Raw genomic sequence first — 25,577 nt, 5'->3', positions numbered from 1 at the left:
GTAAGTTCCAATTCTTACAAAGTACATGGGATTCAGTAGCACCATCTGAATATCAAGGTCAACCAGCTGCTTCAGCACCAGAATCAGTACAAGATGCTGCAGCTCAAAAACTATATGACACAGAAGGCGCATCACAATGGGTTACTGCATAATAGTTGCGGTAATGACTGAAAGCTAAATATGCTATAAATTAGACCGGATATATATATTTATATCCGGTCTAATTTTGTTATAAAGTAAGTACTGTAATAATGAAAAACTGGAAATCTACAAATCGTCCTATCTTAGCTAGCGTGGACAACTTATATGGGTTAGTTATCCTAAAGCATACATTTAGCATAAAATTCAGTAATTTTGCAAATGCACTGTTATTTTGTTATGTTTATATCAAATAAAATATAAAAATTCTACTAGGGGAGCCATTCGGCTGAGATGATTCAATTCAGACCCTTACAACCTGATTTGGTTAATACCAACGGAGGAAAGTAGTTTAATCTAATGCTGAAGTATGAAGACTTGCTATTAATTAACTACGTTTCCAATTGGAAAGTAGTTTTTTTATTTATTAGGAGGATGTTTAGTGTTATTTTCAGAACAGTTAAAAAAAGAAGCTAGGCCCATTATTGATCAAATCTATAAAGATCCATTTATACAAGGTATGCTACATGGCGACTTACCAGTTGAAGCAACGAAATTTTATTTAAGGGCAGACGCTTCATATTTGAATGAATTTGCTAATATCTATGCACTATTAATTCCGAAAATGGAGAACTTGAGTGATGTTCGATTTCTAGTTGAACAAATCCAATTTATTGTAGATGGAGAAGTAGAAGCGCATGAAATCTTAGCAAAGTACGTACAAGAAAATTATAATGAAATAGTACAAGAAAAAGTTTGGCCTCCAAGTGGTGATCATTACATTAAACATATGTATTTTAATGCATTTGCTAGAGAAAATGCTGCTTATACCATTGCAGCAATGGCGCCATGTCCGTATGTTTATCAGGTAATTGCACAACAAGCAATAAAGGACAATGAGTTAAATAAAAATTCGATTCTTTCAAAATGGTTTGAATTTTATAGTACAGAAATGGATGAATTAGTTATAGTCTTCGACGAATTAATGAATAAATTAACTGAATTTTGTTCAGAACAAGAAAAGGATGATATAAAACAGTGCTTTTTACAAAGTACAGTACACGAAAGAAACTTTTTTGATATGTCATTTCATGAAGAACAATGGTCATATGGAGGTGTATATAATGAATAAACCGAATATTGCATTGACGATTGCTGGTACTGACCCAACTGGTGGTGCTGGCGTAATGGCAGATTTGAAATCTTTTCATGCGTGTGGTGTTTATGGTATGGCTGCTGTGACAAGTATTGTCGCGCAAAATACCAAAGGTGTTCAACATATTCATAATCTTGAACCAGAGTGGTTGTCAGAACAACTGACTAGCGTCTTCGATGATGAATTGCCACATGCGATTAAGACAGGGATGATTGCTTCAAAAGAAATGATGCAAATCATTCAAAACGTATTACTAAAATACCCTGAAATACCTTATATCATTGATCCAGTTATGTTAGCAAAAAGCGGGGATTCATTGATGAACGATGACGCAAAAGCTGACTTACAAAATATATTATTACCCTACGCAACTGTCGTCACTCCTAATTTGCCTGAAGCAGAAGAAATTACAGGATTGTCGATTGATAATGAAGCTGCGATATATAAAGCAGGCAAGCTATTTATTAATGAAATTGGGAGTAAAGGGATTGTTATAAAAGGCGGGCATGCAGAAGATTTAGATGTAGCGAAAGATTATTTATTTACGAAAGATGATGTTTATACATTTGAAGAACCACGTTATGATACGCAACACACTCATGGCACCGGATGCACATTTTCAGCAGTGATAACAGCTGAGCTGGCAAAGGGTAAAACAATCTACCAAGCAGTGAAAAAAGCTAAAAAATTTATTTCGGTAAGTATTAAATATACACCAGAAATTGGTCAAGGGAGAGGACCAGTAAATCATTTTGCATATATGAAAAAGGTAGGTTTAGATGATGAATAGTTTAGATAATTTAAGAGTAAATAATCCGCTCGTTATTTGCTATACAAACGATGTTGTAAAGAATTTCACCGCAAATGGACTATTGAGTTTAGGTGCTAGTCCAGCAATGAGTCAAGCACCTGAAGAAGCAACAGATATGTTAACACCTGCAAATGCATTATTAATTAATATAGGTACGTTAACTAAAGACAGAGAAAAGGATATTTTAACAATTGCTAAAACAGCTAATGCAGTAGGAACACCTGTAGTATTTGATCCGGTAGCTGTAGGTGCATCACAATATCGCAAAGATTTTTGTAAAACGTTTTTACAAGAGGTGAAAGTTTCTGTTATAAAAGGCAATGCCTCTGAAATATTAGCATTGATAAATAGTGATGCAAAAATGAAAGGAACGGATAGTGATCAGAATTTAAATACGATAGAAATTGCAAAAGAAGCATATAAGCGCTTAAAATGTGCTATTGTCATCACTGGTAGGGAAGATATTGTGATACAAGATAATCAAATATATAAATTGAATAACGGGTCCCCACTATTGGCCAAAGTAACTGGTGCAGGATGTTTGTTGGGCGCTGTAATAGCAAGCTTCATACAGAAAAATGAAAAAATATCAATTAATTATTTAGTTGAAGCAATATCTATATATAACATTGCTGCAGAAAAGGCAGAACTTCACGCGAAGCATGAAGGGCCAGGTACATTTATGACACTACTGTTAGATGCACTTTATCACATGACTTATGATGATTATTTAAACCAAAGTGATCAACAAGAGGTGCAGTAATGTTTAATAAAAATAATTTAAAACTTTATTTTATTTGTGGTACACAAGATATTGATAATAATTCAACAATTATTGACGTAGTAACTGAAGCACTTGAATCTGGGATAACAATGTTCCAATTTAGAGAAAAAGGTACTGGAGCATTGACTGGAAATGCAAAAGAAGACTTAGCTCGTAAATTATTAGCGCTATGTCGTGACTATAAGGTGCCATTTATTGTCAATGATGATGTCGATTTAGCTAATAAAATCAATGCAGATGGAATCCATGTAGGTCAAGAGGATATGGATATCAATGTGTTTGCAGAACAATTCAAAGGAAAAATCATTGGATTAAGTATTAGTAATATAGCGGAATATGAAGCTTCAAATTTATCTCACGTAAATTATATCGGTGTTGGGCCTATGTTTGCAACGACATCAAAAGACGATGCTAGTTTGCCGGTAGGGCCACAAATGATTACCACATTAAGAAATTATATTAAAGATTTTCCAATTGTGGCAATTGGAGGTATAAATCTTGATAACGTAAGAGACATAATGCAAGCCGGTGCAGATGGTATATCTGTTATTTCAGCCATTACACAGAGTGGAAATATTTCAAATACAGTTAGTCAATTCTTACAAAATGTTGAATAATGTATAAATATTTCTTTTTTTGTTTTCTACTTTCCTTTGAGTATGATAAAATAAATTCTATGTGAATATATCATTAGAGGTGGAAAAATGAAAAAGAAAGCACTACTACCTTTATTATTAGGTGTAATGGTCTTTTTAGCAGGCTGTGACTATTCTAAACCTGAAAATAGAGACGGTTTTTTCTATAATACGTTCTATGTACCAATGGATAACTTAATACATTGGTTAGGGACTAGTTTTAATAATGACTATGGTCTAGCTATCGTAGTACTTGTATTGGCAATTCGTATTGTATTATTGCCATTCATGTTATCAAACTATAAAAATAGTCATATGATGCGTGAAAAAATGAAAGTCGCAAAACCTGATATTGATGCAATTCAAGAGAAGGTAAAACGCTCACGTACGCAAGAAGAAAAAATGGCAGCAAACTCTGAAATGATGGAAGTTTATAAAAAATATGATATGAATCCTATGAAGAGCATGTTAGGTTGTTTACCAATTCTAATTCAAATGCCAATCATTATGGGACTATTCTTCGTATTAAAATATCCATCAAGTGGTGGTTTTACAGAACATCCTTATTTCTTATGGTTTAATTTAGCGAAACCAGACATATGGATTACTATTATTGCAGGTATCTTATACTTCTTACAAGCTTATGTATCTAGTAAGAGTATGCCAGCAGAACAGCGCCAAATGGGTTATATGATGATGATTATTTCGCCAATTATGATTGTGTGGATTTCGTTCTCATCTGTTTCAGCATTAGGCCTTTATTGGTCAGTCAGTGCGGCATTCTTGATTGTACAAACACAAGTAGCGAATATGTATTATTCTAAACTTGCACAAAGAGAAGTTGCACCAATGATTGAGGCAATGGAGAAAAATAAAGCTGAAGCAACAAGTAAAGGTAAAAATACTCAAGTTGTATCTAAGAAAAACAAAAAGAAATAATATGGTGATTCATATTTAGAGTATTTAAAAAAGCACAAACCATGTGATAAATGGTTTGTGCTTTTTGTATTGTTTAAACATATTAATTTAAAAATACCACTCTTCAAAAAATTGATTGATAAAATTTTCCATATATTGATGTCGTTGTGCTGCTAATTTTTTTGCAGTCTCTGTATGCATTAATGACTTTAACTTTAAAAGTTTCTCATAGAAATGCTTAATTGCTGATGCTGACCATTCATCATAATTCGTGTCAAAATGCTGACTATTATCTTGTGTCGCATGCTCCACCCACATTGGTTCATTAAAGTGACCAGCAAATTGAAAAGTACGCGCAATGCCGATTGCACCAATCGCGTCTAATCTATCTGCGTCACGTACAATTTGCCCTTCAATTGTTAATTGAATCGCATTATTTTGTCCTTTTTTATAACTCATATGTTCAATGATATGCAAAATATGTTGTTGCTCTGTTTTAGGTAACTGTATATCCACTAAGAATTGTTTTAAATTATCAAATGCTTTTTGCTGATCTGTTAATTTGTGATCGACAGTATCGTGTAATAAACTTGCTAATTGAATTGTTAATGAATTTTCTACGCATTCTTGTTCGGCGATATAAGTCGCTAAACGTAATACGCGGTTAACATGTGCAACATCATGACCTGTTGAGTCATCTTTGTGATATTGATACATGTAGTGATGTGCAAGTTTGAGAATTTCGGCCTCTTTCATGACATGCATACCTCTCTGTTAGGCAATTTTAAATATAAAAACATGATTTGGATTAGTAAAATAAAAGGTCTAAGCAACAGTAGCGTAAATATTACGTTAGACCTAATCTTTTTCTATAAAATAGGAGAAAGTAATCTTGAAATACCTTCTTTAAATTTAATCCATAAACTTCGTTGTTCATATTTTTCTTTTGTTAATCGATAAGAAACATGTAAATCTTTTTCAAATGCAGCTCTTAGTTCTTTGGCAATGTAAGTGTCATAGATGAATGCATTAATTTCAAAATTCAAAGTGAAACTACGATGATCCATATTTGTCGTACCTACACTTGCTATCTCATCGTCAATAACAAGTGTTTTAGAATGTAAAAAGCCATTGTTGTAATGGAAGATATTTACTCCAGCATCAAGAAGTGAAGCAACATTGTTAAAAGTAGCCCAATAAACAAAAGGATGGTCAGGTTTGTTAGGAATCATAATATTAACATCGACACCTCCAAGTGCTGCAATTTTAACTGCGTCTAGAAATGCTTGGTCTGGTATAAAATAGGGAGACTGAATATATATCGATTTTTTTGCTGAGGAAATCATTTTTAGATAACCATATTTTATTTGTTCCCAAGTTTCATCAGGACCACTTGAGGCAATTTGCACACCAATTGACCCACCTGAATCTACATCGGGGAAATAACGTTCCGCATAAGCTAAATTGTCACGTGTCGATTGCGAGTTCCAATCAAGCATGAATCGTAATTGCAACGCATTAACGGCGTCTCCCACGATTCTTAAATGTGTATCTCTCCAGTAACCAAATTTCTTCTTGAGTCCTAAATATTCATCTCCAACATTAAATCCGCCCACATAACCAATATGTCCATCAATGACGACGATTTTACGATGATTTCTATTATTCATTCGAAGATTGATTAAAGGTAATTTGGAAGGAAAGAATGCTTCAACATGGCCACCTTTTTTTCTAAAGTTTTTAAAATCTTTAAGTGATAGACCTCTAGATCCCATATCATCGTATAGCATTTTAACTTCAATGCCTTCTTCAAGTTTCTGCTCAAGTGCTGTAAGTATTTTTTTGCCAAGTGTGTCATTTCTAAAAATATAATATTGAATATGAATATAATCAGTTGCATGATTAATGTCATTTAGCAATGTATCAAATTTCTCTTTGCCATCCGTAAAAATGCTGATTTCATTATCTGTTGTTAAAAATGCAGCATTATTGTACAACAACATTTGAACCATGTCCTTAAATTTTACGATTTGATGGTTGCCTTTTGAAAAATCATCATTTTTCAATGCTTCTAGTTGTTCATTTACAATCATTTCAATTCCGATTTTATCATCTTTATCTAGACTGAAGATATGATCACGCTGAATTTGTCTTCCAATAAATAAGTAAATGATAAATCCTAAGATAGGTATTAACACCAGCACTAATAACCAAGCCCAAATAGAACCAGCAGATCTTCGTTCCATAAAAATAATAGTAAATGCAAAAATTAGGTTTAATATAAATGCGCCAATTAATATAATATTAATAATGACGTTTGTATGATTAAACATAAGTGAAAAGACATCTATCATATTAAACCTCCAAGATAACGTTCAGTAATTTATATATTATAAAAGTCCTAATCATTGTAACATGGAAGTGCAGTTTTATCACTTGACTAATACCTAGTAGGGGTATACGATATGGTTGATATAAAATAGGAGGCGTTGATAGAATGACTGAAATACAAAAAGCGCATCATTCAGAAGAAATAAAAGCGAATTTAAAATCAAGACTTAATAGAATTGAAGGACAAGTTAAAGCAATTAATCGCATGGTAGAAGAGGATGTTTATTGTGATGATGTGCTCACTCAAATTAGAGCTACGCGCTCTGCACTGAATAGTGTTGCGACAAAATTATTAGATCATCATATGAAAAGTTGTATTATGGATAAAGTGGAACAAGGACAAGAAGTAGAAGCTATGGAAGAACTATTAGTTACTTTTCAAAAGTTAATGAAAGATTAAGAAAGGTGAAACATATGCAATCAAAAGTCATTTATATTGCAGGACTTAATAATGAAATACAGAAATCACAAATTGAACAAAAATTACTACAATTACATGGTGTACATAAAGTGCTGATTGAAAAAGATGAAGGTGAAATTTTTGTAGATTTTGAAACGCCTGCAAGTTTGAATAATTTAGAAAAAGAAGTATATGATCTCGGATATCAAATTTTATATTAATCAAACTTGATATAGTCTGATCTTTAAAGCAACATAAAGTTTAAAGAGTTAATGTCAAATGTGTAATATTTAGATTATAGTTTATAGACGATGCAATTTTACTTAAGTAATTACTATTTTTGTAATTAACTTAAAAAGTTTGAATATAATGTAGAATTTTATACTTAAATGGGGTATGATGTAATAGAAGCAATAGATAAGGAGTGATGATATGAGTAAAGATAACGAAAAGATTCAAAATGTAGTTAAACTATTATCATCATTAGGGGTAAACATAAAGAAAACGAAATCAAGATTAGAAGTTATGCACACTTTACCAACTACTGTGAAAACCGCTAACGAATTAAAATAGTCCAATTACCCAATTAAGTGATTAGAGCTGATGGTTCTGATTGCTTTTTTTATTTGTTCAAAATAAAAGATTGACTCTAAGTTGCGATAGAGATAGACAATAAAAAATTGTTTTATATAATAAGTGTATTGCAAAATATATACTAACAAAGCATTTGTTAGTTACTTAAAAAATTTTTAAAAACAGGCAAGTAAAGTGTTTTTTGAAAGTAGAAAGGCATATTTACTAATCTTACCGCCACTAATATTAAATAAAAACAAGCAAGGATCTTTGATCCTTGCTTGTTTTTATGGAATTAACGATTATATCAATTGTAGATGTGTAAATTATTTCTCACCAGGATACTGCTTGGGTTGATGGTAATAAATTGATAGAAGTACACCAATACCACACATGAGACTCCAAAGTGAACTACCGCCGTAACTTATAAAGGGTAAAGGAATGCCTGTAATAGGTAGTAACTGTATAGTCATACCAATGTTTTGCAATACATGGAATAAGATGAGTGAAGCGTATCCAATTATGAATAATTTACTAAAGGGCAACTCAATTTTAGTTGCAAGTCGCACTAGATGAAAAATAAGAGCTAAGAAAATTAATATTAGAATAACGGACCCGATAAAACCAAACTCTTCACCTATAACTGAAAAGATAAAATCGGTATGATTTTCGGGTATGTATACTTCGCCATGATTAAATCCTTTGCCGAATAGTTGTCCAGACCCAATTGCTTTGAGTGATTCTGTTAAATGATAACCATCACCACTGCTGTAAGTATAAGGATCTAACCAAGAATTAATCCTTCCAAGTTGATACGTTTTAATACCTAGAGTGTTTTCGATAAGTGAAGGTTTATAAATAACTGATAGTATTATGGTTGAACCGAATACTATACCTGCGATAAAGAGTGGTGCTAATATTTTCCATGAAATCCCACTGACAATAATAACACCGACGATAATCGCACAAATTACAAGGGTTGTTCCAAGGTCATTTTGTAATAAAATTAACCCCATAGGTATAATAGAAATCCCTGCAATCTTAAGTAATAATTTAAAATCAGTCTCTAGCGACTTGTTAAATGTGAATTGGTTATGTCTAGAAATCAATTTAGCAAGTGCTAATATTAAAACAATCTTCATAAATTCTGAAGGTTGTACACTGATTGGTCCTAATTTGTACCAACTTTTGGCACCATTTATGATAGGTGTAAGGGGAGTTTCAGGAATTATGATTAATATAAACAACCCAATACATAGGATAAAATATAACAAGTATGTATATTTCATTAATTTTTTAGGTGATACAAGCATAATGAGTAACGCAATGGCACCACCCAATACATAGTATAAAATCTGTCTGATGCTAAAGTTGGCACTATATTGGCCACCGCCCATAGCTGAATTGATAATGGTTACACTTACTATTGCTAATAATACGAGGATGCCGATTAAAACCCAGTCAACCCGCCGTATCCAATGATTATTTTTTAATTGACGTGAAGTACTCATTTCTTACTCCTTTAAACAGCTAGATTTCTCTATCTTTGGTATTCTAAATAGATTTTACCGAACTTTAACATATTTTGCTAGAAGTACGGTACCGTTTTAAAAAATAATAAATCGTGTTACCAATGTTCTACCCTTTAAAAGACTAAAAAGAAATTCAAAAATAAATGCTTTTTATGTCTCTTATCAAATGCAAAAAAATAATAAATCGTGATATGATGTAGTTTAAGAATTGTATATGGAGGCTAAAAAATGGCTAAAGAGAATGTATGTATCGTATACGGAGGAAAAAGCGCGGAACACGATGTTTCAATATTGACAGCACAAAATGTCTTGAACGCGATTGATAAGGAACAGTATCAAATAGACATTATTTACATAACAAATGATGGTGCATGGAAAAAGAAAGAAAACATCATAGATACTATAAATGATATCAACACGTTGCGTTTACCAGATATTGAAGCGGGTGAAATTTCTAAATTATTAAGTCAAGGTAGTACTGGAAATGCATATAGTGCGGTGTTCCCTTTATTACATGGACCAAATGGTGAAGATGGTACAATACAAGGGTTATTTGAAGTTTTAGATATACCGTATGTAGGTAATGGTGTTTTAGCTGCCTCAAGTTCAATGGATAAATTAGTAATGAAACAATTATTTGCGCATAGAGGCTTACCGCAATTGCCATATGTTAGCTTTTTAAGAAGCGAATATCACAAATATGAAGGTAATATATTAAAATTAGTTCATGATAAGTTAGAATATCCAGTGTTTGTCAAACCAGCAAATTTAGGTTCTAGTGTAGGTATTAGTAAGTGTAATAATGAAGAGGAACTAAAAAAAGGTATTGAAGAAGCATTTCAATTTGACCGTAAGTTGGTGATTGAACAAGGAATTGAAGCACGTGAAATTGAAGTGGCCGTACTCGGCAACGATTATCCAGAAACTACATGGCCTGGTGAAGTGATTAAAGAAGTTGCATTCTATGATTATAAGGCTAAGTATAAAGATGGAAAAATAAAATTAGATATTCCAGCTGACCTTGATGAAGAAGTTCAAATGACATTAAGAAATATGGCAGTAGAAGCATTCAAAGCAACAGATTGTTCAGGTTTGCTACGAGCAGACTTTTTTGTTAAGGAAGATAACCAAATTTTTATAAACGAAACTAATGCTATGCCTGGATTTACAGCATTTAGTATGTACCCAAGCCTTTGGGAAAACATGGGTGTTTCATATTCTGATTTAATTAAAAAATTAATTGAATTAGCAAAAGAAAAACATGAAGATAAGAAACAAAATAAATACAAAATTGACTGAGGCGAATAAATTATGATCGAAGTAACGTTAGAACAAATTAAAACATGGATTCCGTGTGAAATAGAAAATGAATTCATGGATCACGGTATTAAAGGTGTTTCTATTGATTCACGCGAAATACACAATCAAAATTTATTTATTCCTTTTAAAGGTGAACATGTAGATGGCCATAAATATGTTGCGCAAGCCCTTAAAGATGGTGCGGGCGCGGCATTTTACCAAAAAGGGATCCCATTAGAGAATGACGTTGAGGGGCCTATCATTTGGGTAGACGATACATTAGAAGCATTACAACAATTAGCAAAGGCCTATTTGGAATTTGTTAATCCTCAAGTCATTGCGGTTACAGGTTCTAATGGTAAGACAACGACTAAAGATATGATTGAAAGTGTCTTGAAACCTCAATTTAATGTTAAAAAAACACAAGGTAATTACAATAATGAAATAGGGATGCCATTAACTATTTTACAATTGGATATTGATACGGAGATTTCAATCCTTGAAATGGGAATGTCTGGTTTTCATGAAATTGAATTATTATCTGAAATTGCACAACCTGATATTGCTATTATCACGAATATTGGAGAGTCACATATGCAAGATTTAGGCTCTAGAGAAGGCATTGCTAAAGCCAAAGCAGAAATTACGCTTGGTTTAAAACCGGGTGGCTTATTCATATATGATGGAGATGAACCACTGCTTAAGCCATATGCTGAAGCATTAACAGAGATTGATTTAGTTAGTATCGGTAAAAATTCCGATAATACACTAGTTAGTTGTATTGATTCAATCAAGGATGAAGGTATTGCATTCACTATTAACAATAATGAACAATTTGAACTTCCTATCTTAGGCGAACATAATATGAAAAATGCTACAATCGCCATTGCCGTTGGAAAAAGATTAGGTTTATCATATGAAACGATTTTCAATAATTTGAAGCATGTCGTTCTTACAGGTATGAGAATGGAACAACATTATACGAGTGATCAAATGCTAGTGATTAATGATGCTTATAATGCTAGTCCAACAAGTATGAAAGCGGCTATCGATACATTATCCGGTATGGAAGGTAGAAAAATTTTAGTACTTGGTGATGTATTAGAATTAGGACCTGATAGCCAAATGATGCACGAAAGGGTCGGTCAATATTTAGAGGACAAAGATATCACTGCGTTATTTACTTTTGGAGATGAAGCAGCACATATTAGCAATGTTGGGAAAGTGTATGTGTATAAGGCAACGCATTTTAAAGAAAAACCAAAACTAATTGATTCATTAAAATCGTTTGTTCAAGAGAATGATAAAATATTAGTAAAAGGTTCAAGAGGAATGAAATTAGAAGAAGTGGTTGAGGCTTTGATTTAAACAGTGCCTAACGTTTTTTGATACTGAATCTATTTAAAAAAGTTGAACAGGAAGAGTCCGAGGCATACAAAAATCTCTCGGACTCTTAATTATTTAAAATGTGATGTTCCTGCACTAATAATAAAAATCCAACCATTTTTCATGATACAACTACTTTTAAATTATAATAAAAAGATGAATAAAATAGACAATAAGTGGGAATAATATTTTTGGTTATGAATTATAACTTATAGCACCAACTCATTTATAGAAGCTGCTAGATATTTGTATCAAGTGAAATAATCTGAAAATTAACTGAATAAATAAATTAACAAATTTTTTTCAAAAAGTAAAAAGTATTATTAAAAAAATCAATTAAACGCTTACAACCTATGTATTTCAGTATTTGTAATAAGTTGAAAAGCATACTTAACAAGCGATTCATTGAATTTAATCTAATTTGCTTTATTGCGATTATGCACTTGAGGTGGTACTATAAAGAAGTTGAAGAAACTTAAGTGAACATATATGTATAGAAATACAGATAAATAAAGGAGAATTATATTGCAAAATTTTAAAGAATTAGGGATCTCAGATAAGATGGCAGAAACCCTACAATCCATGGGGTTCGATGAGGCCACTCCTATTCAAAAAGAGAGTATCCCTCTTGCCTTAGAAGGCAAAGATGTTCTTGGCCAAGCGCAAACAGGAACAGGTAAAACAGGTGCGTTTGGTATCCCATTAATTGAAAAAGTGGCTGACCAAGAAGGCGTACAATCATTAATACTTGCGCCAACAAGAGAATTGGCAATGCAAGTTGCTGAGTCATTAAAAGCATTCGCTAAAGGTCAAAACGTACAAGTTGTTACAGTATTTGGTGGTATGCCAATAGATCGCCAAATTAAATCATTGAAAAAAGGCCCTCAAATTGTTGTTGGTACGCCTGGTCGTGTAATTGATCACTTGAACCGTCGTACTTTAAAAACAAATGACATCCATACGCTTATCTTAGATGAGGCGGATGAAATGATGAACATGGGATTCATCGATGATATGAAATTCATCATGGACAAAATACCAGCTGAACAACGTCAGACTATGTTGTTCTCAGCTACAATGCCTAAAGCAATTCAAACATTGGTTCAACAATTCATGAAATCACCTGTCATTGTTAAAACAATGAATAATGAAATGTCAGATCCGCAAATCGAAGAATATTACACAATCGTAAAAGAATTAGAAAAATTCGATACTTTTACAAGTTTCTTAGATGTACATCAACCAGAATTAGCGATTGTATTCGGCCGTACAAAACGTCGTGTAGATGAGTTAACGAGTGCGTTAATCTCTAAAGGATATAAAGCTGAAGGATTACATGGTGATATCACCCAAGCGAAACGTTTAGAAGTATTGAAAAAATTCAAGAACGATCAACTAGATATTCTAGTTGCAACAGACGTTGCAGCAAGAGGACTTGATATTTCAGGTGTAAGCCATGTATATAACTTTGATATCCCACAAGATACTGAAAGCTATACACATAGAATAGGACGTACAGGACGTGCTGGTAAAAAAGGTGTGGCGATTACATTTGTTAATCCGATCGAAATGGATTATATTCGTCAGATTGAACAAGCGAATAAACGTCAAATGACAGCTCTAAGACCACCGCATCGTAAAGAAGTGTTAAAAGCACGTGAAAACGATATTAAAGGTAAAGTGCAAAACTGGATGTCTAGAGAAAACGAACCAAGATTACAACGTATCGCTACGGAATTACTTGATGAATATAATGATGTAGATTTAATTGCTTCATTATTACAAGAGTTAGTTGAATCAAACGACGAAGTTGATGTTCAATTAACATTTGAAAAACCATTATCTCGTGGCAAAGGTCGTCAAGGTAAAGGTGGACCAAAACGCGGTGGTGGCAACCATAAGCGTGGCGGTGGCAAGTTTGATAATAAAAATCGTCGTTCAGGTAAAGGCGGATTCAACAACAAGAAGAAAAATGAAAGACCTTCTTCTGATAGAAACAATAACAAAAAGTCAATGAAAGGTCGCACTTTCGCAGACCATAAAAAATAAAATAATTTATCATATATGAAATTTAGGTTTAATCACTCCATTAATTTGGGGTGATTTTTTTGTTTTTTTAAATGCTGCTATTAAAATAAAAAATATAGCTTAATTAGATTTAAATTGTATGCATAATAACTTAATAATGAAGATGAAGTAGTTACAACCCCTATGTTATAATGGGGGAAATCTTAGCAGAGGAGTGTAATTATGACAAACGACCAGCTATATAAGAAAAGTCCGAGACAAGCGATGAAATATTATTATTTAATTGAAGGGCTAGAATTTATAGTGAATTTGATCGTTACAATCGTATTAATATATTTGTGGAGTCATTTTAACTGGTGGCCGTTTTTAATATATATATTTATTGCATGTATTTTATTTGATTTAATATATGCTGTGCTTGGTCCATGGATTAAGTATCATTATACATACTATAGAATTAGAGAAAAAGATATTGAAGTTAAAAGTGATTTTTTCTTCAAGTCACAAAAAATCGTCAAAATAGAGCGAACTCAATTTATAGAGCGTAAATATAATCCGATTCTAAAGCGTTTGGGTTTAGCTAAAGTCGTATTAGTTACTGCTGGTCATCAAGTAACATTCCCAATACTAAGTATTAAAGATGTAGAAGCGTTTGAATCATTAAGCCTTGATTACTTGAGAGGAGCTGATTATGATGTATAGTCCTCAAAAATTGCACCCAATCTCATACTTAACAGGTGTTATTGAAGCAATCAAACAGAATATATTTTTAATTATTATATTTTTAGTATTTAATATTCGTGATTTTGATTTCACAAATATTTATGCTTATATTTTCCCAGGCATAGTAACAATATTTTTCCTATTTTCTTTTATTGCACAAATATTAAAAGTCTATAATACGCGTTATTGGATTGAAAATGATCATTTTGTACTAGCTACAGGTATTTTTACAAAAGAAAGAAAAGAACTTAATATACGTCGTATACAAACACTAGACACATCACAAGGCATTGTAAATCAAATCGTTGGCGGTGTGAAACTTCAAATTAAAACGCCAAGTGATGGTATAGATTTAGATACAGTTTCTAAGAAACAAAGTGACTGGATACAACAAACTTTAAAGGAAAAGCAACATGAACTTTCTTCAACAAACGAGAAAAATGATGACATAGATTCGGTAAATGGAGCACTTGATGCAGACTCTGAATTAACAAGCAACAGTATGACTGAACAACAAAAAGAACCGGATTTGGAAAGCAAGCCTTCATATTTATATAAATTAAACTTTAAGGAATTATTATTAATGGCGTTAACAAGTGGGGCAATTGGTGTTGCCTTTGCCGCACTTTCACCTATTATTGGAGGGTTATCAGATATCATTCCGTGGAACTGGATAACTGATGAATTTTCACAGATTTCACAAGCTATTTTTGTCATTGTTGCAATGATGATTGCGATGATTGTAATCGTGAGTTATGTCGTCGGAACATTAATTGTTATTGTTCGCAATTTTAATTACACAGTGACAAAGAATGGGAACCAATTAAACATCAAATATGGGCTTTTTAATGTTAAAAGTATTACGGTCCCAACTGATAGAGTACAAGCAGTCGTAGAAAAACAATCATTTCTTAGAAAGTTGTTTGGCTATACCTCTATTCATTTTGTTATAACAAGTGATATGAATGACGTGGATAAGGATGATGTTTCATTAGATGGTCATGTGATGATATTACCTTTCATTAAACGTAAGAAGGCATTTGAAATTATTAAAGATTTAATTCCTAGTATGTCCTTTGAAGAAGCAAGGATAGGGATGCCGTGGAGAGGTTTTCATAGATATTTTTGGAAAAAAGCTGTATTGCTCATTATCGTTGCTGCAGTGATCAATTATTTCTGGTTACCATGGGTGTTTTTAATCGCTGGTGTCATTATATTAATGCTCATTTTGCATAGTTATCTGGTAATCAAATTCTCTGGTTTGAGACTAGTAAAGGATGAACTTGTAGTACGGAATGTGACGTTATTTGGATTTAAAAATTCCTATTTTAAACAAGATAAGATTTTGGGAATGGAAATAAGACGTAATCCATTTTTAATAAATAGTGATTTAGGCAATTTCAAATTTGTAATTGCAAAAGCTTCTGGTAGTGAAGGTATTGGCTTGAAATTCAATCCATATCAGCATGTAGAATCACTTCAAACTTGGTATTTAAGAGGTGAACAGTATGAGTAATTATCAGTATATGCACGAATCAGGTAAAACGGTAATGCGCTTATCAGCGTTAATCGTCACAGCAATTTTATGTATTTTATTGATTGCCCTTTATTTCATAAACCATATTTGGCTTGAATGGTTAGCACAAGAAACAATGAAATGGGTCCTTATTTGTGGTACGGGTTTGATATTGATTTATGGCATTGTAGAGTTGATATTAGTACCTAAATATCGATATAAAATTTTCAAATATGCCGTTGAAGATAATACGATAACAGTTAGAAATGGTTTGTGGTTTGTTAAAGTTGTGAAAATACCTTTGTTCAGAATTCAAAATGTTGATACACATGAAGGGATTCTAATGAGAAAATATAAATTAGCAAGTTTAACTTTATCCACTGCTGGTGGTAACACGGAAATTAAACTTATAAATAAAGATGTAGCTGCTAAGCTAAAACAAAATATTAAACAAGTGAATCAAAATAATGATATAGAAACATTAAATTATTAAATCTAAAACCATATAACACTACAGTACAATATATATGTTATATGTGAGTTAGGAGTAACAAATGATACATGGTATAGGAGTAGATTTAATTGAAATAGAAAGAATTCAAAAACTTTATCAACGTCAAAGCAAGCTTATCGAACGTATTTTAACCGCAAATGAACAGCAACAATTTAATCATTTTAATAATGAACAGCGTAAAATGGAATTTTTGGCAGGAAGATTTGCAACGAAAGAGGCTTTTAGTAAAGCGTTAGGCAGTGGTTTAGGTAAAACGGTAGCTTTTACAGATATTGATTGTTTTAATAACGAGAATGGGCAACCGTGTATAAATTTTGATGGATATAAAGTGCATGTGAGTATTTCACACACAGAACACTATGCAATGAGTCAGGTTATATTAGAAATTTAATTTACGTTCTCAGTATGTAAAATTTGGATATCCCATCTATATTGTTATAAAATTAAGATAATGTAATTATGATATAAGTTATGAATTGATATAGGAGGGACACACTTTATGTCTGATAAGTATTATAGATCGACATATGTAAATGTAGATTTAAATGCAATTGTTGCAAATTTTCAAGTCTTTCAAAAATTGCATCCAAATAAAACAGTTATGCCAGTAGTAAAAGCAAATGGATATGGACTTGGAAGCATAAAAATTGCAAGACAACTTATGGACAATGGTGCTGAGTTTTTTGCTGTTGCAACTTTGGATGAAGCAATTGAATTACGTATGCATGGTATTAACGCCAAAATTTTAGTTCTAGGTGTCATTCCAACACATCATATTAATAAAGCAATACAACATCGAGTTGCGATTACTGTACCATCAAAGACTTGGTTAGTAGAAGCAATACAAGAAATACCCGAATCAAATGATAAAGATATATGGATACACTTAAAATTAGACACGGGTATGGGTAGATTAGGCATGAAGACGGTAGAAGAATACAAAGAAGTAATTGAGTTGATTAAAGAACACAGTCAGTTGATATTTGAAGGTGTGTTTACCCATTTTGCATGTGCAGATGAACCGGGAGAGTCTATGAATCAACAGCAAGCAACATTTGAAAAAATTGTTGGACAAGCTGATCAACCTGATTATATTCATTCACAAAATTCTGCTGGCGCCTTACTGAAAGATACACAATTTTGTAATGCGGTCAGAGTAGGGATTTCGTTATATGGATATTATCCTTCCGAACATGTTAAATCAAACGTGAAAGTCCATTTAAAACCAAGTGCTCAGTGGATAAGTGAAGTTGTTCAAACCAAAACACTTCAGGCCGGTGAATCAGTCAGTTATGGCAGTGTTTATACTGCAGGTGAAACAACTAAAATTGGTATTATTCCCGTAGGATACGCAGATGGCTATCCAAGGATGATGAAAGGTTTTTCTGTAAATGTGAATGGCATTCAATGCGAAGTTATTGGAAAAGTCTGCATGGATCAAACAATTATAAAAATTCCTGATGAAATTCAAACAGGAGATAAGGTTATTATCATGGATCATCATAGTGACAGTTTTCAATCTGCTGAAGCATTGGCACATCAACAACAAACCATTAATTATGAAGTGTTGTGTCGATTGAGTAGAAGGCTTCCGCGCATTTATCATAGTACTAAAGACCTAGAAATTCGTAATGAATTACTAAAATAGTATAGTCACTGTTTGGAAAATTTGTTATTATATATCTAACAACCAATCTTGAAGATTTATATTTTAGTTACATGGAGGTCTTTATTCATGGCAAGTTTCAACCAAAGTAGAAATCATAGTATAGAACAGCTATTAAAAGAAGGCTATTCTCAAATGGCTGACTTGAACCTCTCCCTTGCAGCAGAAGCGTTTCCATTTGAATGTGAAGCCTGTGATTGCAACGAAGTATATATCAGCTCCAAGAATAATAATGAATGATGAGACGTGGCGACGTTTATTTAGCTGATTTATCACCAGTTCAAGGGTCTGAACAAGGGGGAATAAGACCTGTCGTTATTATACAGAATGATACTGGTAATAAATATAGTCCTACCGTAATTGTAGCTGCAATTACCGGTAGGATAAATAAAGCTAAAATCCCTACACATGTGGAAATAGAAAAAAGTAAATATAAATTGGATAAAGATTCTGTTATATTGCTAGAGCAAATTAGGACTTTAGACAAGAATAGGCTGAAAGAAAAGTTAACGTACCTTTCTGACAAAAAAATGAAAGAAGTTAACAATGCCATTGATATAAGTTTAGGATTACATAATATTAGGGGTCATAAATCCTGATTTTCAAAGGTCTACTCAAATAAGTAAATATGATAGTGAATTTTAGGCATCAATTCTCTATAACATGCAATAACCATTTATTAGTAGAATAAAGCAATTTTATTGAAGATTGTTTTTAATAATTGGTTGTAACCTTTGAATAGAATGTCTAATTTAAAAGCTTTAGGGTATCCTAAAGCTTTTTTAAATAGCTAAAGCCATTTTTATTTGAAAACATTACAGTACATTTTAAAGTAACTATAAAAATTCTGATGTTCGAATGATTTATTGAGGATTATAAAGAACATATAATTATGTTACATCCAATGTATGCGATTTATATTTGCATTTTGAGGAGGAGTTATTGCGTGGAAGAATTCAAAAATCAATATAAAGCGCTAATTGATGAAAGTTTACACACGAGTGATACAAGCGATTTAATAAAAAAGTGTGAAGGCTTTACTGAAGAAGTAGTAAAAAAAGATATATTACCTGAAGATATTGTCCAAATACATAAAGAATATATAAAAAGTCAAAATTTAAGTGAAGTACATATTCTAAAATCGTTTAATGTATTAAAAGAAGTTGTTAAAGGATTTGGTTATAGTTACAGAGATTATAAACAATTAGTCGATCGACTTCAGTATCATGATAAAGAAATAGATTTAGCTTCACGTTTGCAACAAACCATGCTAAAAACAGATATACCTCAATTTGACAGTATACAAATCGGTGTAATTTCAGTTGCAGCTCAAAAGGTGAGCGGTGACTATTTTAATTTAATTGACCATAAAGACGGTACAATGAGTTTTGCAGTTGCCGACGTGATAGGTAAAGGTATCCCAGCGGCATTAGCAATGAGTATGATTAAATTCGGAATGGATTCATACGGCCATTCACAATTACCGAGTGATGGCTTAAAAAGATTAAACCGTGTTGTTGAAAAAAACGTGAATCAAAATATGTTTGTTACTATGTTTTATGGATTATATGAAGAATTGAACCATTTATTATATTGTAGTTCTGCAGGACACGAACCGGGTTATATTTATCGAGCTGAAAAGGAAACATTTGAAGAAATGGATGTTCGTGGAAGGGTGTTAGGCGTTAGTCAACAAACACGCTATAAGCAACAAGAAATACCTATTTATCTTGACGACCTAGTCATTATTTTTACAGATGGTGTAACAGAAGTCAGAAATGAAGCGGGCGATTTTTTAGATAAACAATATTTGCTAGATATGATTCATAAATATAAACATATGCACCCACAAGATATTGTGCAGCTACTATATGAAGCGATTTTGAAAATACAAAACCCAGACAAAAGAGATGATTTAACTATATTAATTATCAAAAGAGTAAATTAGTTTTTACTGTTTAGATTTAAATTTTAAAATTTTGGGTATAAAATGTATTAATGAGAATATAATTAGGAGTGTAATGTTATGAACCTTAATATTGAAACTGTGACTCATGATTCACATTATGAGGTAAAAGTTGGTGGCGAACTGGATGTTTATACAGTTCCTGAATTAGAAGAAGTCTTAGTTCCGATGAGACAAGCAGGAACTCACGATATTTATGTGAACTTAGAAAATGTGAGTTATATGGATTCAACAGGGTTAGGTTTGTTTGTAGGCACATTAAAAGCGTTAAACCAAAATGATAAAGAATTATATATATTAGGTGTTTCAGATCGAATAAGTCGTCTTTTTGATATAACTGGATTAAAAGATTTGATGCATGTTAATGAAGGAACGGAGGTCGAATAACATGCAAATTAAACAAGATTATATAGAAATGCGTTTACCAGCATCCGCAGAATATGTGAGTTTAATACGTTTAACATTGTCCGGTGTATTTTCAAGAGCAGGTGCATCTTATGATGACATAGAAGATGCTAAGATTGCTGTTAGTGAAGCAGTTACCAATGCAGTAAAACATGCTTATAAAGATGATCCAAACGATGTAGGTATGATAAATCTTTGTTTTGAAATTTTTGATGACAAAATCAAAATTATAATTTCTGATCAGGGTGAGAGTTTCGATTACGAAGAAACAAAAGCACAACTAGGACCATATAAAGAAAATGAAAACATAGATTTCCTGAGAGAAGGCGGTCTGGGTCTGTTTTTAATTGAATCTTTAATGGATGAAGTTACAGTTGATAAACAATCAGGTGTGACAATCAGTATGATAAAGTATATTAAAAAAGAGCAGGTGCGAAATAATGGCGAGAGAGTCGAAATCAGTTAATGATGTATCACCTGAACAAATAAACCAATGGATTATGCAGCATCAAAATAATGAAAACACAAGTGCATAAGATAAACTTGTAAGACATTACAGAAAATTAATCGAATCATTGGCATATAAATATTCTAAAGGTCAATCTCATCATGAAGACCTCGTTCAGGTTGGTATGGTTGGTTTAATCGGTGCAATTAATCGATTTGACTTGTCCTTTGATAGAAAGTTTGAAGCCTTTTTAGTACCAACTGTGATTGGTGAGATTAAACGCTATTTACGTGATAAAACATGGAGTGTCCATGTACCTAGGAGAATTAAAGAAATTGGTCCAAGAATCAAGAAAGTTACCGATGAATTAACAAACGAGCTTGAACGCTCACCTTCTATTTCTGAAATTGCTGACCGTTTAGAAGTAAATGAAGAAGATGTACTTGAAGCAATGGAAATGGGGCAAAGTTATAATGCCTTGAGTGTAGATCACTCGATTGAAGCAGATAAAGACGGTTCAACAGTGACTTTATTAGATATCATGGGTCAACAAGATGAAAATTATGATTTAACAGAAAAACGAATGATATTGGAAAAGATACTACCAATTCTAACAGAACGAGAAAGACAAATTATTCAATGTACTTTTATTGAGGGATTGAGCCAAAAGGAAACAGGTGAACGAATTGGCTTAAGTCAAATGCATGTTTCTAGGCTGCAAAGAACAGCAATTAAGAAATTACAAGAGGCAGCAAATAAATAAATTGAATTAATACAAATGGCAGATTTCTTATTTTATGGAAATCTGCTTTTATTATTAGTATGGATGAATATAGAATAAAGATTAAACTTAGATATGTTAGAATGTATTTATTAGCAAAAGTGATTTACACAATGATGAGCGGAGGATTTTATGGATAATAACCTAATTCAATCAATAAGAGATAAATATAATTTCACAACCAAACAAATCAATGCTGTTCTAACTTTATTAGAAGATAAAAATACAGTGCCTTTTATCGCACGTTACAGAAAAGAACAAACAGGTGGTTTAGATGAGGTAGAAATTAAGAACATTGATGATGAATATCAATATATGGTCAATCTGCAAAAAAGAAAAGAAGAAGTTATACATAATATAGAAGAACAAGGACTTCTCACTCCAGATTTAAAAAATGATATTTTAAAACAAACAAAATTACAAAGAGTAGAAGATTTATACAGACCTTTTAAGCAAAAAAAGAAAACAAGGGCAACGGAAGCAAAACGTAAAGGATTAGAGTCTTTTGCACAATGGTTACAACAAGCAAATATTGATGAATCTGTTGAAACAAAAGCAGCTCAATATATAAATGATGAGGTTCCAAGTGTAGAAGCAGCGATTAAGGGTGCACAAGACATTATTGCTGAAGTCGTTTCAGATGAACCTAAATATAGAAGTAAAATTCTTAAAGATACTTTTCAGCATGGGCATATTGTAACTCAAAAGAAAAAGAATGCTGAAGATGAAAAAGAGATTTTTTCAATGTACTATGATTATGTTGAACCTATAAAGAAAATTGCTAATCACAGAGTATTAGCGGTAAATAGGGGAGAAAAAGAAAAAGTCTTATCAGTTAAAATAGAGATAGATACACAAGGGATTGAAAATTATATTAGAAAAAGAGAGATTTTATCTCAACATGATGGAACATATATCATTATAGATGCTATTAAAGATAGTTTGAAAAGGTTAATTATGCCATCTATCGAAAGAGAAATCAGAAGTGATTTAACTGAAAAAGCCGAAAATCATGCTATAGATGTATTCAGTGAAAACTTGAGGAATTTGTTATTACAACCGCCAATGAAAGGTAAGCAAATACTTGGTGTGGACCCAGCTTTTAGAACTGGATGTAAACTTGCAGTCATTAATCCATTTGGTACTTTTATTGCAAAAGGCGTAATGTATCCTCATCCACCAATAAATAAAAAAGAAGATGCTGAAAAAATATTTGTGAACTTTGTTAAAACTTATGATGTAGAATTGGTTGCAATTGGCAATGGTACTGCTAGTCGTGAAACTGAACAATTCGTTGCAACGATGATCCAAGAACATAACTTGAATGTTCAATTTATTATCGTTAATGAAGCGGGAGCATCTGTATACTCTGCTTCGGAAATAGCAAGAAGTGAATTTCCAGATTTTCAAGTCGAAGAACGTAGTGCCGTTTCAATAGGGAGAAGAGTGCAAGACCCACTTAGTGAATTAGTGAAGATAGACCCTAAATCTATTGGTGTTGGCCAATATCAGCATGATGTAAATCAAAAATCTCTAGAAGGTGCTTTATCTTTCGTGGTTGAAACTGCAGTAAACCAAGTAGGGGTGGATGTAAATACTGCATCACGCTCATTATTACAATATGTATCGGGGTTAACGCCAACTATCGCACAAAATATAATAAATTATAGAGAAGAAAATGGCGCTATAACACATAATAAAGAGATTGCTAAAGTTAAAAGATTAGGTGCGAAAACATTTGAACAGAGTATTGGTTTTATGAGAATTGTAGGGGGTGAAGAACCTCTAGATAATACTTCAATTCATCCAGAAAGTTATAATGTAGCAAACCAACTATTAATACAAATAGGAATGACTACAAAAGACTTGGGGTCAGAACAGCTTAAAGTAGCATTAAATAAGATTGATGTAAGTGCAATGGCAGAAGAGTTGAATATTGGTCAACCAACGCTTGAAGATATTATAAAATCATTAATTGCACCAAATAGAGATCCGAGAGATGAATTCGAAACCCCTATTTTAAAATCAGATGTACTATCTATAGAAGACTTAAGTAAAAATATGAAACTTAGTGGTACAGTTAGAAATGTAGTAGATTTTGGCGCATTTGTAGATATAGGTGTAAAACAAGATGGACTTGTACATGTTTCAAAACTTTCGAAGAAGTTTGTGAAGAATCCAATGGACATCGTTAGTGTCGGTGATATTGTAGATGTATGGATATTAGATATAGACGATAAAAAAGGTAAAGTATCACTAACGATGATTGATCCGCATGGATAATGTAGCACTACAGTCATTAACAGAAGAACTATCACTAAAATATTTTAGTCGCCCATTTAAACATCAGGTTTATTTTAATAAACGTTTAAGAACAACTGGAGGCCGCTACTTACTAAAATCTCATAATATAGAGATTAATGAAAAGCAATTCAATAAGTTTGGTGAATCGGCCATTATAGATATTATCAAGCATGAGTTATGTCATTATCATCTGCACTTGCAAGGAAAAGGATACCAACATAAAGACCAAGACTTTAAAATGCTTAGCCAACAAACAGGTGCACCAAGATTTTGTTCTGCAATAGAAAAATATGAGGATCGTGTAAACTATATATACCAATGTCAACAATGCTTATCTAAATTCCCAAGAATAAGAAAAGTTAATACGAGTAAAATGGCATGTGGACAATGTAATGGGAAATTGGTACAACTTAAAATTTAATAAATTTTTATAGCGAATCTTTATCGAAACATATGACGATAAGGATTCGTTTTTTTATATAAATTACCCGCAATACAGTAAATTAAAGGAGAGATTATGGGAAATAAATTTGGAATGCGGTGTACTTTAACATGATAGGATGATCAAAAGACTTTATGTTGTTATTTTACTCTTTTTAGTTTACTTTTTTTATTGACGATAAAAGAAATATATTATATGATATTAAACGTTGCGAAATTAATAGCAACCTAAGTTAAGAGAACATTAATTTTGTTAATTTTGCTTTAAAAAGTTATTGACAAAAGGTTAAATATATATTACAATGATATTTGTTACTTAATGAATAAAAACATTTTAACCGTTTTGCTAAGCGGCCGTGGCGGAACGGCAGACGCGCTAGGTTGAGGGCCTAGTGGGAGTATTCCCGTGGAGGTTCAAATCCTCTCGGCCGCATCAAATACCTTTAATTTAATAAGCGGGTGTAGTTTAATGGCAAAACCTCAGCCTTCCAAGCTGATGTTGTGGGTTCGATTCCCATCACCCGCTCCAATATAGAAATTTTAATGAACATTGAAAACTGAATTGCAATATGTCAACGTTAATTCCGAACGCAACATTAAATTGTTGGTTCAAAACAAGTGTTAGAGATAACACAAATTAGTATTTTATGAGCTAATCAAACATCATAATTCATTTATGGAGAGTTTGATCCTGGCTCAGGATGAACGCTGGCGGCGTGCCTAATACATGCAAGTCGAGCGAACAGATAAGGAGCTTGCTCC

At 32.4% G+C, this 25,577-nt stretch carries 27 protein-coding genes, 2 tRNA genes, 1 rRNA gene, 1 pseudogene and 1 riboswitch; of the genes and pseudogenes, 28 read left to right on the top strand and 3 right to left on the bottom strand.

The genetic code is table 11. From position 1 onward, the window contains the following. The 6 genes from BTJ66_RS12810 to yidC form a co-directional block, all read left to right on the top strand. Positions 1–152 (top strand): transglycosylase family protein (locus BTJ66_RS12810; RefSeq protein WP_161940562.1); only part of this gene is annotated, 152 nt, incomplete at its 5' end. Positions 153–402: 250 nt separating this feature from the next. Beyond that, positions 403–501, top strand: a riboswitch (TPP riboswitch). Between the two features lie 79 nt (positions 502–580). Beyond that, entirely contained in the window at positions 581–1,270 is a 690-nt protein-coding gene (gene tenA / locus BTJ66_RS12805; protein ID WP_099091326.1) for a thiaminase II, read from the top strand. Then, the gene (gene thiD, locus BTJ66_RS12800) at positions 1,263–2,084 is read left to right on the top strand and encodes a bifunctional hydroxymethylpyrimidine kinase/phosphomethylpyrimidine kinase (protein WP_099091325.1); all 822 of its coding nucleotides are present in this window, start codon (positions 1,263–1,265) and stop codon (positions 2,082–2,084) included. The genes tenA and thiD overlap by 8 nt, the downstream gene beginning before the upstream one ends. Continuing rightward, positions 2,077–2,868 carry a hydroxyethylthiazole kinase gene (gene thiM, locus BTJ66_RS12795; protein WP_099091327.1) on the top strand — a complete coding sequence of 264 codons (792 nt, stop codon included), beginning with the start codon at positions 2,077–2,079 and terminating at the stop codon, positions 2,866–2,868. The genes thiD and thiM overlap by 8 nt, the downstream gene beginning before the upstream one ends. Beyond that, complete coding sequence (gene thiE / locus BTJ66_RS12790) at positions 2,868–3,506, top strand: thiamine phosphate synthase (RefSeq protein ID WP_099091324.1); 639 nt, start codon at positions 2,868–2,870, stop codon at positions 3,504–3,506. The genes thiM and thiE overlap by 1 nt, the downstream gene beginning before the upstream one ends. Before the next feature lie 87 nt (positions 3,507–3,593). Continuing rightward, on the top strand, positions 3,594–4,463 hold the full coding sequence (gene yidC, locus BTJ66_RS12785) for a membrane protein insertase YidC (RefSeq protein ID WP_099091323.1): 870 nt from the start codon (positions 3,594–3,596) through the stop codon (positions 4,461–4,463). A gap of 87 nt (positions 4,464–4,550) precedes the next feature. Here yidC and BTJ66_RS12780 read toward each other — a convergent pair whose 3' ends face one another. Together BTJ66_RS12780 and cls are read right to left on the bottom strand one after the other, a co-directional pair. Continuing rightward, positions 4,551–5,198 carry an HD domain-containing protein gene (locus tag BTJ66_RS12780; protein WP_099091322.1) on the bottom strand — a complete coding sequence of 216 codons (648 nt, stop codon included), beginning with the start codon at positions 5,196–5,198 and terminating at the stop codon, positions 4,551–4,553. A 113-nt stretch (positions 5,199–5,311) separates the two neighbouring features. Beyond that, complete coding sequence (gene cls, locus BTJ66_RS12775; protein WP_099091321.1) at positions 5,312–6,796, bottom strand: cardiolipin synthase; 1,485 nt, start codon at positions 6,794–6,796, stop codon at positions 5,312–5,314. 143 nt (positions 6,797–6,939) lie between these two features. Here cls and csoR point away from each other — a divergent pair, with 143 nt between their 5' ends. The 3 genes from csoR to BTJ66_RS12760 all read left to right on the top strand — a co-directional run bounded on the left by csoR (position 6,940) and on the right by BTJ66_RS12760 (position 7,806). Further along, on the top strand, positions 6,940–7,233 hold the full coding sequence (csoR, locus tag BTJ66_RS12770) for a copper-sensing transcriptional repressor CsoR (protein WP_099091320.1): 294 nt from the start codon (positions 6,940–6,942) through the stop codon (positions 7,231–7,233). 14 nt (positions 7,234–7,247) lie between these two features. Then, positions 7,248–7,454: a putative copper chaperone CsoZ gene (gene csoZ, locus BTJ66_RS12765; protein ID WP_099091319.1), complete on the top strand. Its 207-nt coding sequence runs from the start codon at positions 7,248–7,250 to the stop codon at positions 7,452–7,454. 211 nt (positions 7,455–7,665) lie between these two features. After that, positions 7,666–7,806 (top strand): Lmo0850 family protein, encoded by a 141-nt coding sequence (locus tag BTJ66_RS12760; RefSeq protein WP_099091318.1) that lies wholly within the window; start codon positions 7,666–7,668, stop codon positions 7,804–7,806. Positions 7,807–8,132: 326 nt separating this feature from the next. On the opposite strand, the gene BTJ66_RS12755 is transcribed toward BTJ66_RS12760, so the two are convergent. Then, positions 8,133–9,317 (bottom strand): FtsW/RodA/SpoVE family cell cycle protein, encoded by a 1,185-nt coding sequence (locus BTJ66_RS12755; protein WP_099091317.1) that lies wholly within the window; start codon positions 9,315–9,317, stop codon positions 8,133–8,135. Positions 9,318–9,566: 249 nt separating this feature from the next. On the opposite strand from BTJ66_RS12755, the gene BTJ66_RS12750 reads away from it, so the two are divergent. From BTJ66_RS12750 to BTJ66_RS12660, 19 genes and pseudogenes are all read left to right on the top strand, one after another. Next, entirely contained in the window at positions 9,567–10,637 is a 1,071-nt protein-coding gene (locus BTJ66_RS12750; protein WP_099091316.1) for a D-alanine--D-alanine ligase, read from the top strand. Positions 10,638–10,649: 12 nt separating this feature from the next. Continuing rightward, entirely contained in the window at positions 10,650–12,005 is a 1,356-nt protein-coding gene (locus BTJ66_RS12745) for a UDP-N-acetylmuramoyl-tripeptide--D-alanyl-D-alanine ligase (RefSeq protein ID WP_099091315.1), read from the top strand. A 543-nt stretch (positions 12,006–12,548) separates the two neighbouring features. Beyond that, positions 12,549–14,072, top strand: coding sequence for a degradosome RNA helicase CshA (cshA, locus tag BTJ66_RS12740; protein ID WP_099091314.1), 1,524 nt, complete (start codon positions 12,549–12,551; stop codon positions 14,070–14,072). A 201-nt stretch (positions 14,073–14,273) separates the two neighbouring features. Beyond that, positions 14,274–14,753, top strand: a complete 480-nt coding sequence (locus tag BTJ66_RS12735; protein WP_099091313.1) for a PH domain-containing protein — start codon at positions 14,274–14,276, stop codon at positions 14,751–14,753. Continuing rightward, positions 14,746–16,290 carry a PH domain-containing protein gene (locus tag BTJ66_RS12730; protein ID WP_099091312.1) on the top strand — a complete coding sequence of 515 codons (1,545 nt, stop codon included), beginning with the start codon at positions 14,746–14,748 and terminating at the stop codon, positions 16,288–16,290. Before BTJ66_RS12735 ends, BTJ66_RS12730 begins: the two co-directional genes overlap by 8 nt. Beyond that, positions 16,283–16,783: a PH domain-containing protein gene (locus BTJ66_RS12725; protein ID WP_099091311.1), complete on the top strand. Its 501-nt coding sequence runs from the start codon at positions 16,283–16,285 to the stop codon at positions 16,781–16,783. The genes BTJ66_RS12730 and BTJ66_RS12725 overlap by 8 nt, the downstream gene beginning before the upstream one ends. Positions 16,784–16,844: 61 nt before the next feature. Beyond that, positions 16,845–17,195 carry a holo-ACP synthase gene (gene acpS / locus BTJ66_RS12720; protein WP_099091310.1) on the top strand — a complete coding sequence of 117 codons (351 nt, stop codon included), beginning with the start codon at positions 16,845–16,847 and terminating at the stop codon, positions 17,193–17,195. A 108-nt stretch (positions 17,196–17,303) separates the two neighbouring features. Further along, entirely contained in the window at positions 17,304–18,452 is a 1,149-nt protein-coding gene (gene alr, locus BTJ66_RS12715; protein WP_099091309.1) for an alanine racemase, read from the top strand. An 87-nt stretch (positions 18,453–18,539) separates the two neighbouring features. Further along, on the top strand, positions 18,540–18,710 hold the full coding sequence (gene mazE / locus BTJ66_RS12710) for a type II toxin-antitoxin system antitoxin MazE (RefSeq protein WP_017722121.1): 171 nt from the start codon (positions 18,540–18,542) through the stop codon (positions 18,708–18,710). Beyond that, positions 18,707–19,069, top strand: coding sequence for a type II toxin-antitoxin system PemK/MazF family toxin (locus tag BTJ66_RS12705; protein WP_099091308.1), 363 nt, complete (start codon positions 18,707–18,709; stop codon positions 19,067–19,069). The genes mazE and BTJ66_RS12705 overlap by 4 nt, the downstream gene beginning before the upstream one ends. A 347-nt stretch (positions 19,070–19,416) precedes the next feature. Beyond that, positions 19,417–20,418, top strand: coding sequence for a SpoIIE family protein phosphatase (locus BTJ66_RS12700; RefSeq protein WP_099091307.1), 1,002 nt, complete (start codon positions 19,417–19,419; stop codon positions 20,416–20,418). Positions 20,419–20,496: 78 nt separating this feature from the next. Beyond that, positions 20,497–20,823, top strand: a complete 327-nt coding sequence (locus BTJ66_RS12695; protein ID WP_099091306.1) for an anti-sigma factor antagonist — start codon at positions 20,497–20,499, stop codon at positions 20,821–20,823. 1 nt (position 20,824) lies between these two features. Continuing rightward, positions 20,825–21,307 carry an anti-sigma B factor RsbW gene (rsbW, locus tag BTJ66_RS12690; protein ID WP_099091305.1) on the top strand — a complete coding sequence of 161 codons (483 nt, stop codon included), beginning with the start codon at positions 20,825–20,827 and terminating at the stop codon, positions 21,305–21,307. Beyond that, positions 21,282–22,052 (top strand): annotated as a pseudogene (gene sigB / locus BTJ66_RS12685) (RNA polymerase sigma factor SigB). Before rsbW ends, sigB begins: the two are co-directional and overlap by 26 nt. Before the next feature lie 150 nt (positions 22,053–22,202). Next, complete coding sequence (locus BTJ66_RS12680; RefSeq protein ID WP_099091304.1) at positions 22,203–24,353, top strand: Tex family protein; 2,151 nt, start codon at positions 22,203–22,205, stop codon at positions 24,351–24,353. Continuing rightward, positions 24,346–24,795, top strand: coding sequence for a SprT family protein (locus tag BTJ66_RS12675; protein ID WP_099091303.1), 450 nt, complete (start codon positions 24,346–24,348; stop codon positions 24,793–24,795). The genes BTJ66_RS12680 and BTJ66_RS12675 overlap by 8 nt, the downstream gene beginning before the upstream one ends. Before the next feature lie 370 nt (positions 24,796–25,165). Beyond that, positions 25,166–25,248: transfer RNA gene (locus BTJ66_RS12670), tRNA-Leu, on the top strand. Positions 25,249–25,270: 22 nt separating this feature from the next. Continuing rightward, a tRNA-Gly gene (locus BTJ66_RS12665) sits at positions 25,271–25,344 on the top strand. Positions 25,345–25,488: 144 nt separating this feature from the next. After that, a 16S ribosomal RNA gene (locus BTJ66_RS12660) occupies positions 25,489–25,577 on the top strand; the annotation flags it as partial.

The organism is Staphylococcus edaphicus (assembly GCF_002614725.1).
Classification (GTDB): Bacteria; Bacillota; Bacilli; order Staphylococcales; family Staphylococcaceae; genus Staphylococcus; species Staphylococcus edaphicus.
Note: the sequence above shows the minus strand (reverse complement) of the source record. Positions and strands in the feature narration are given on the sequence as shown.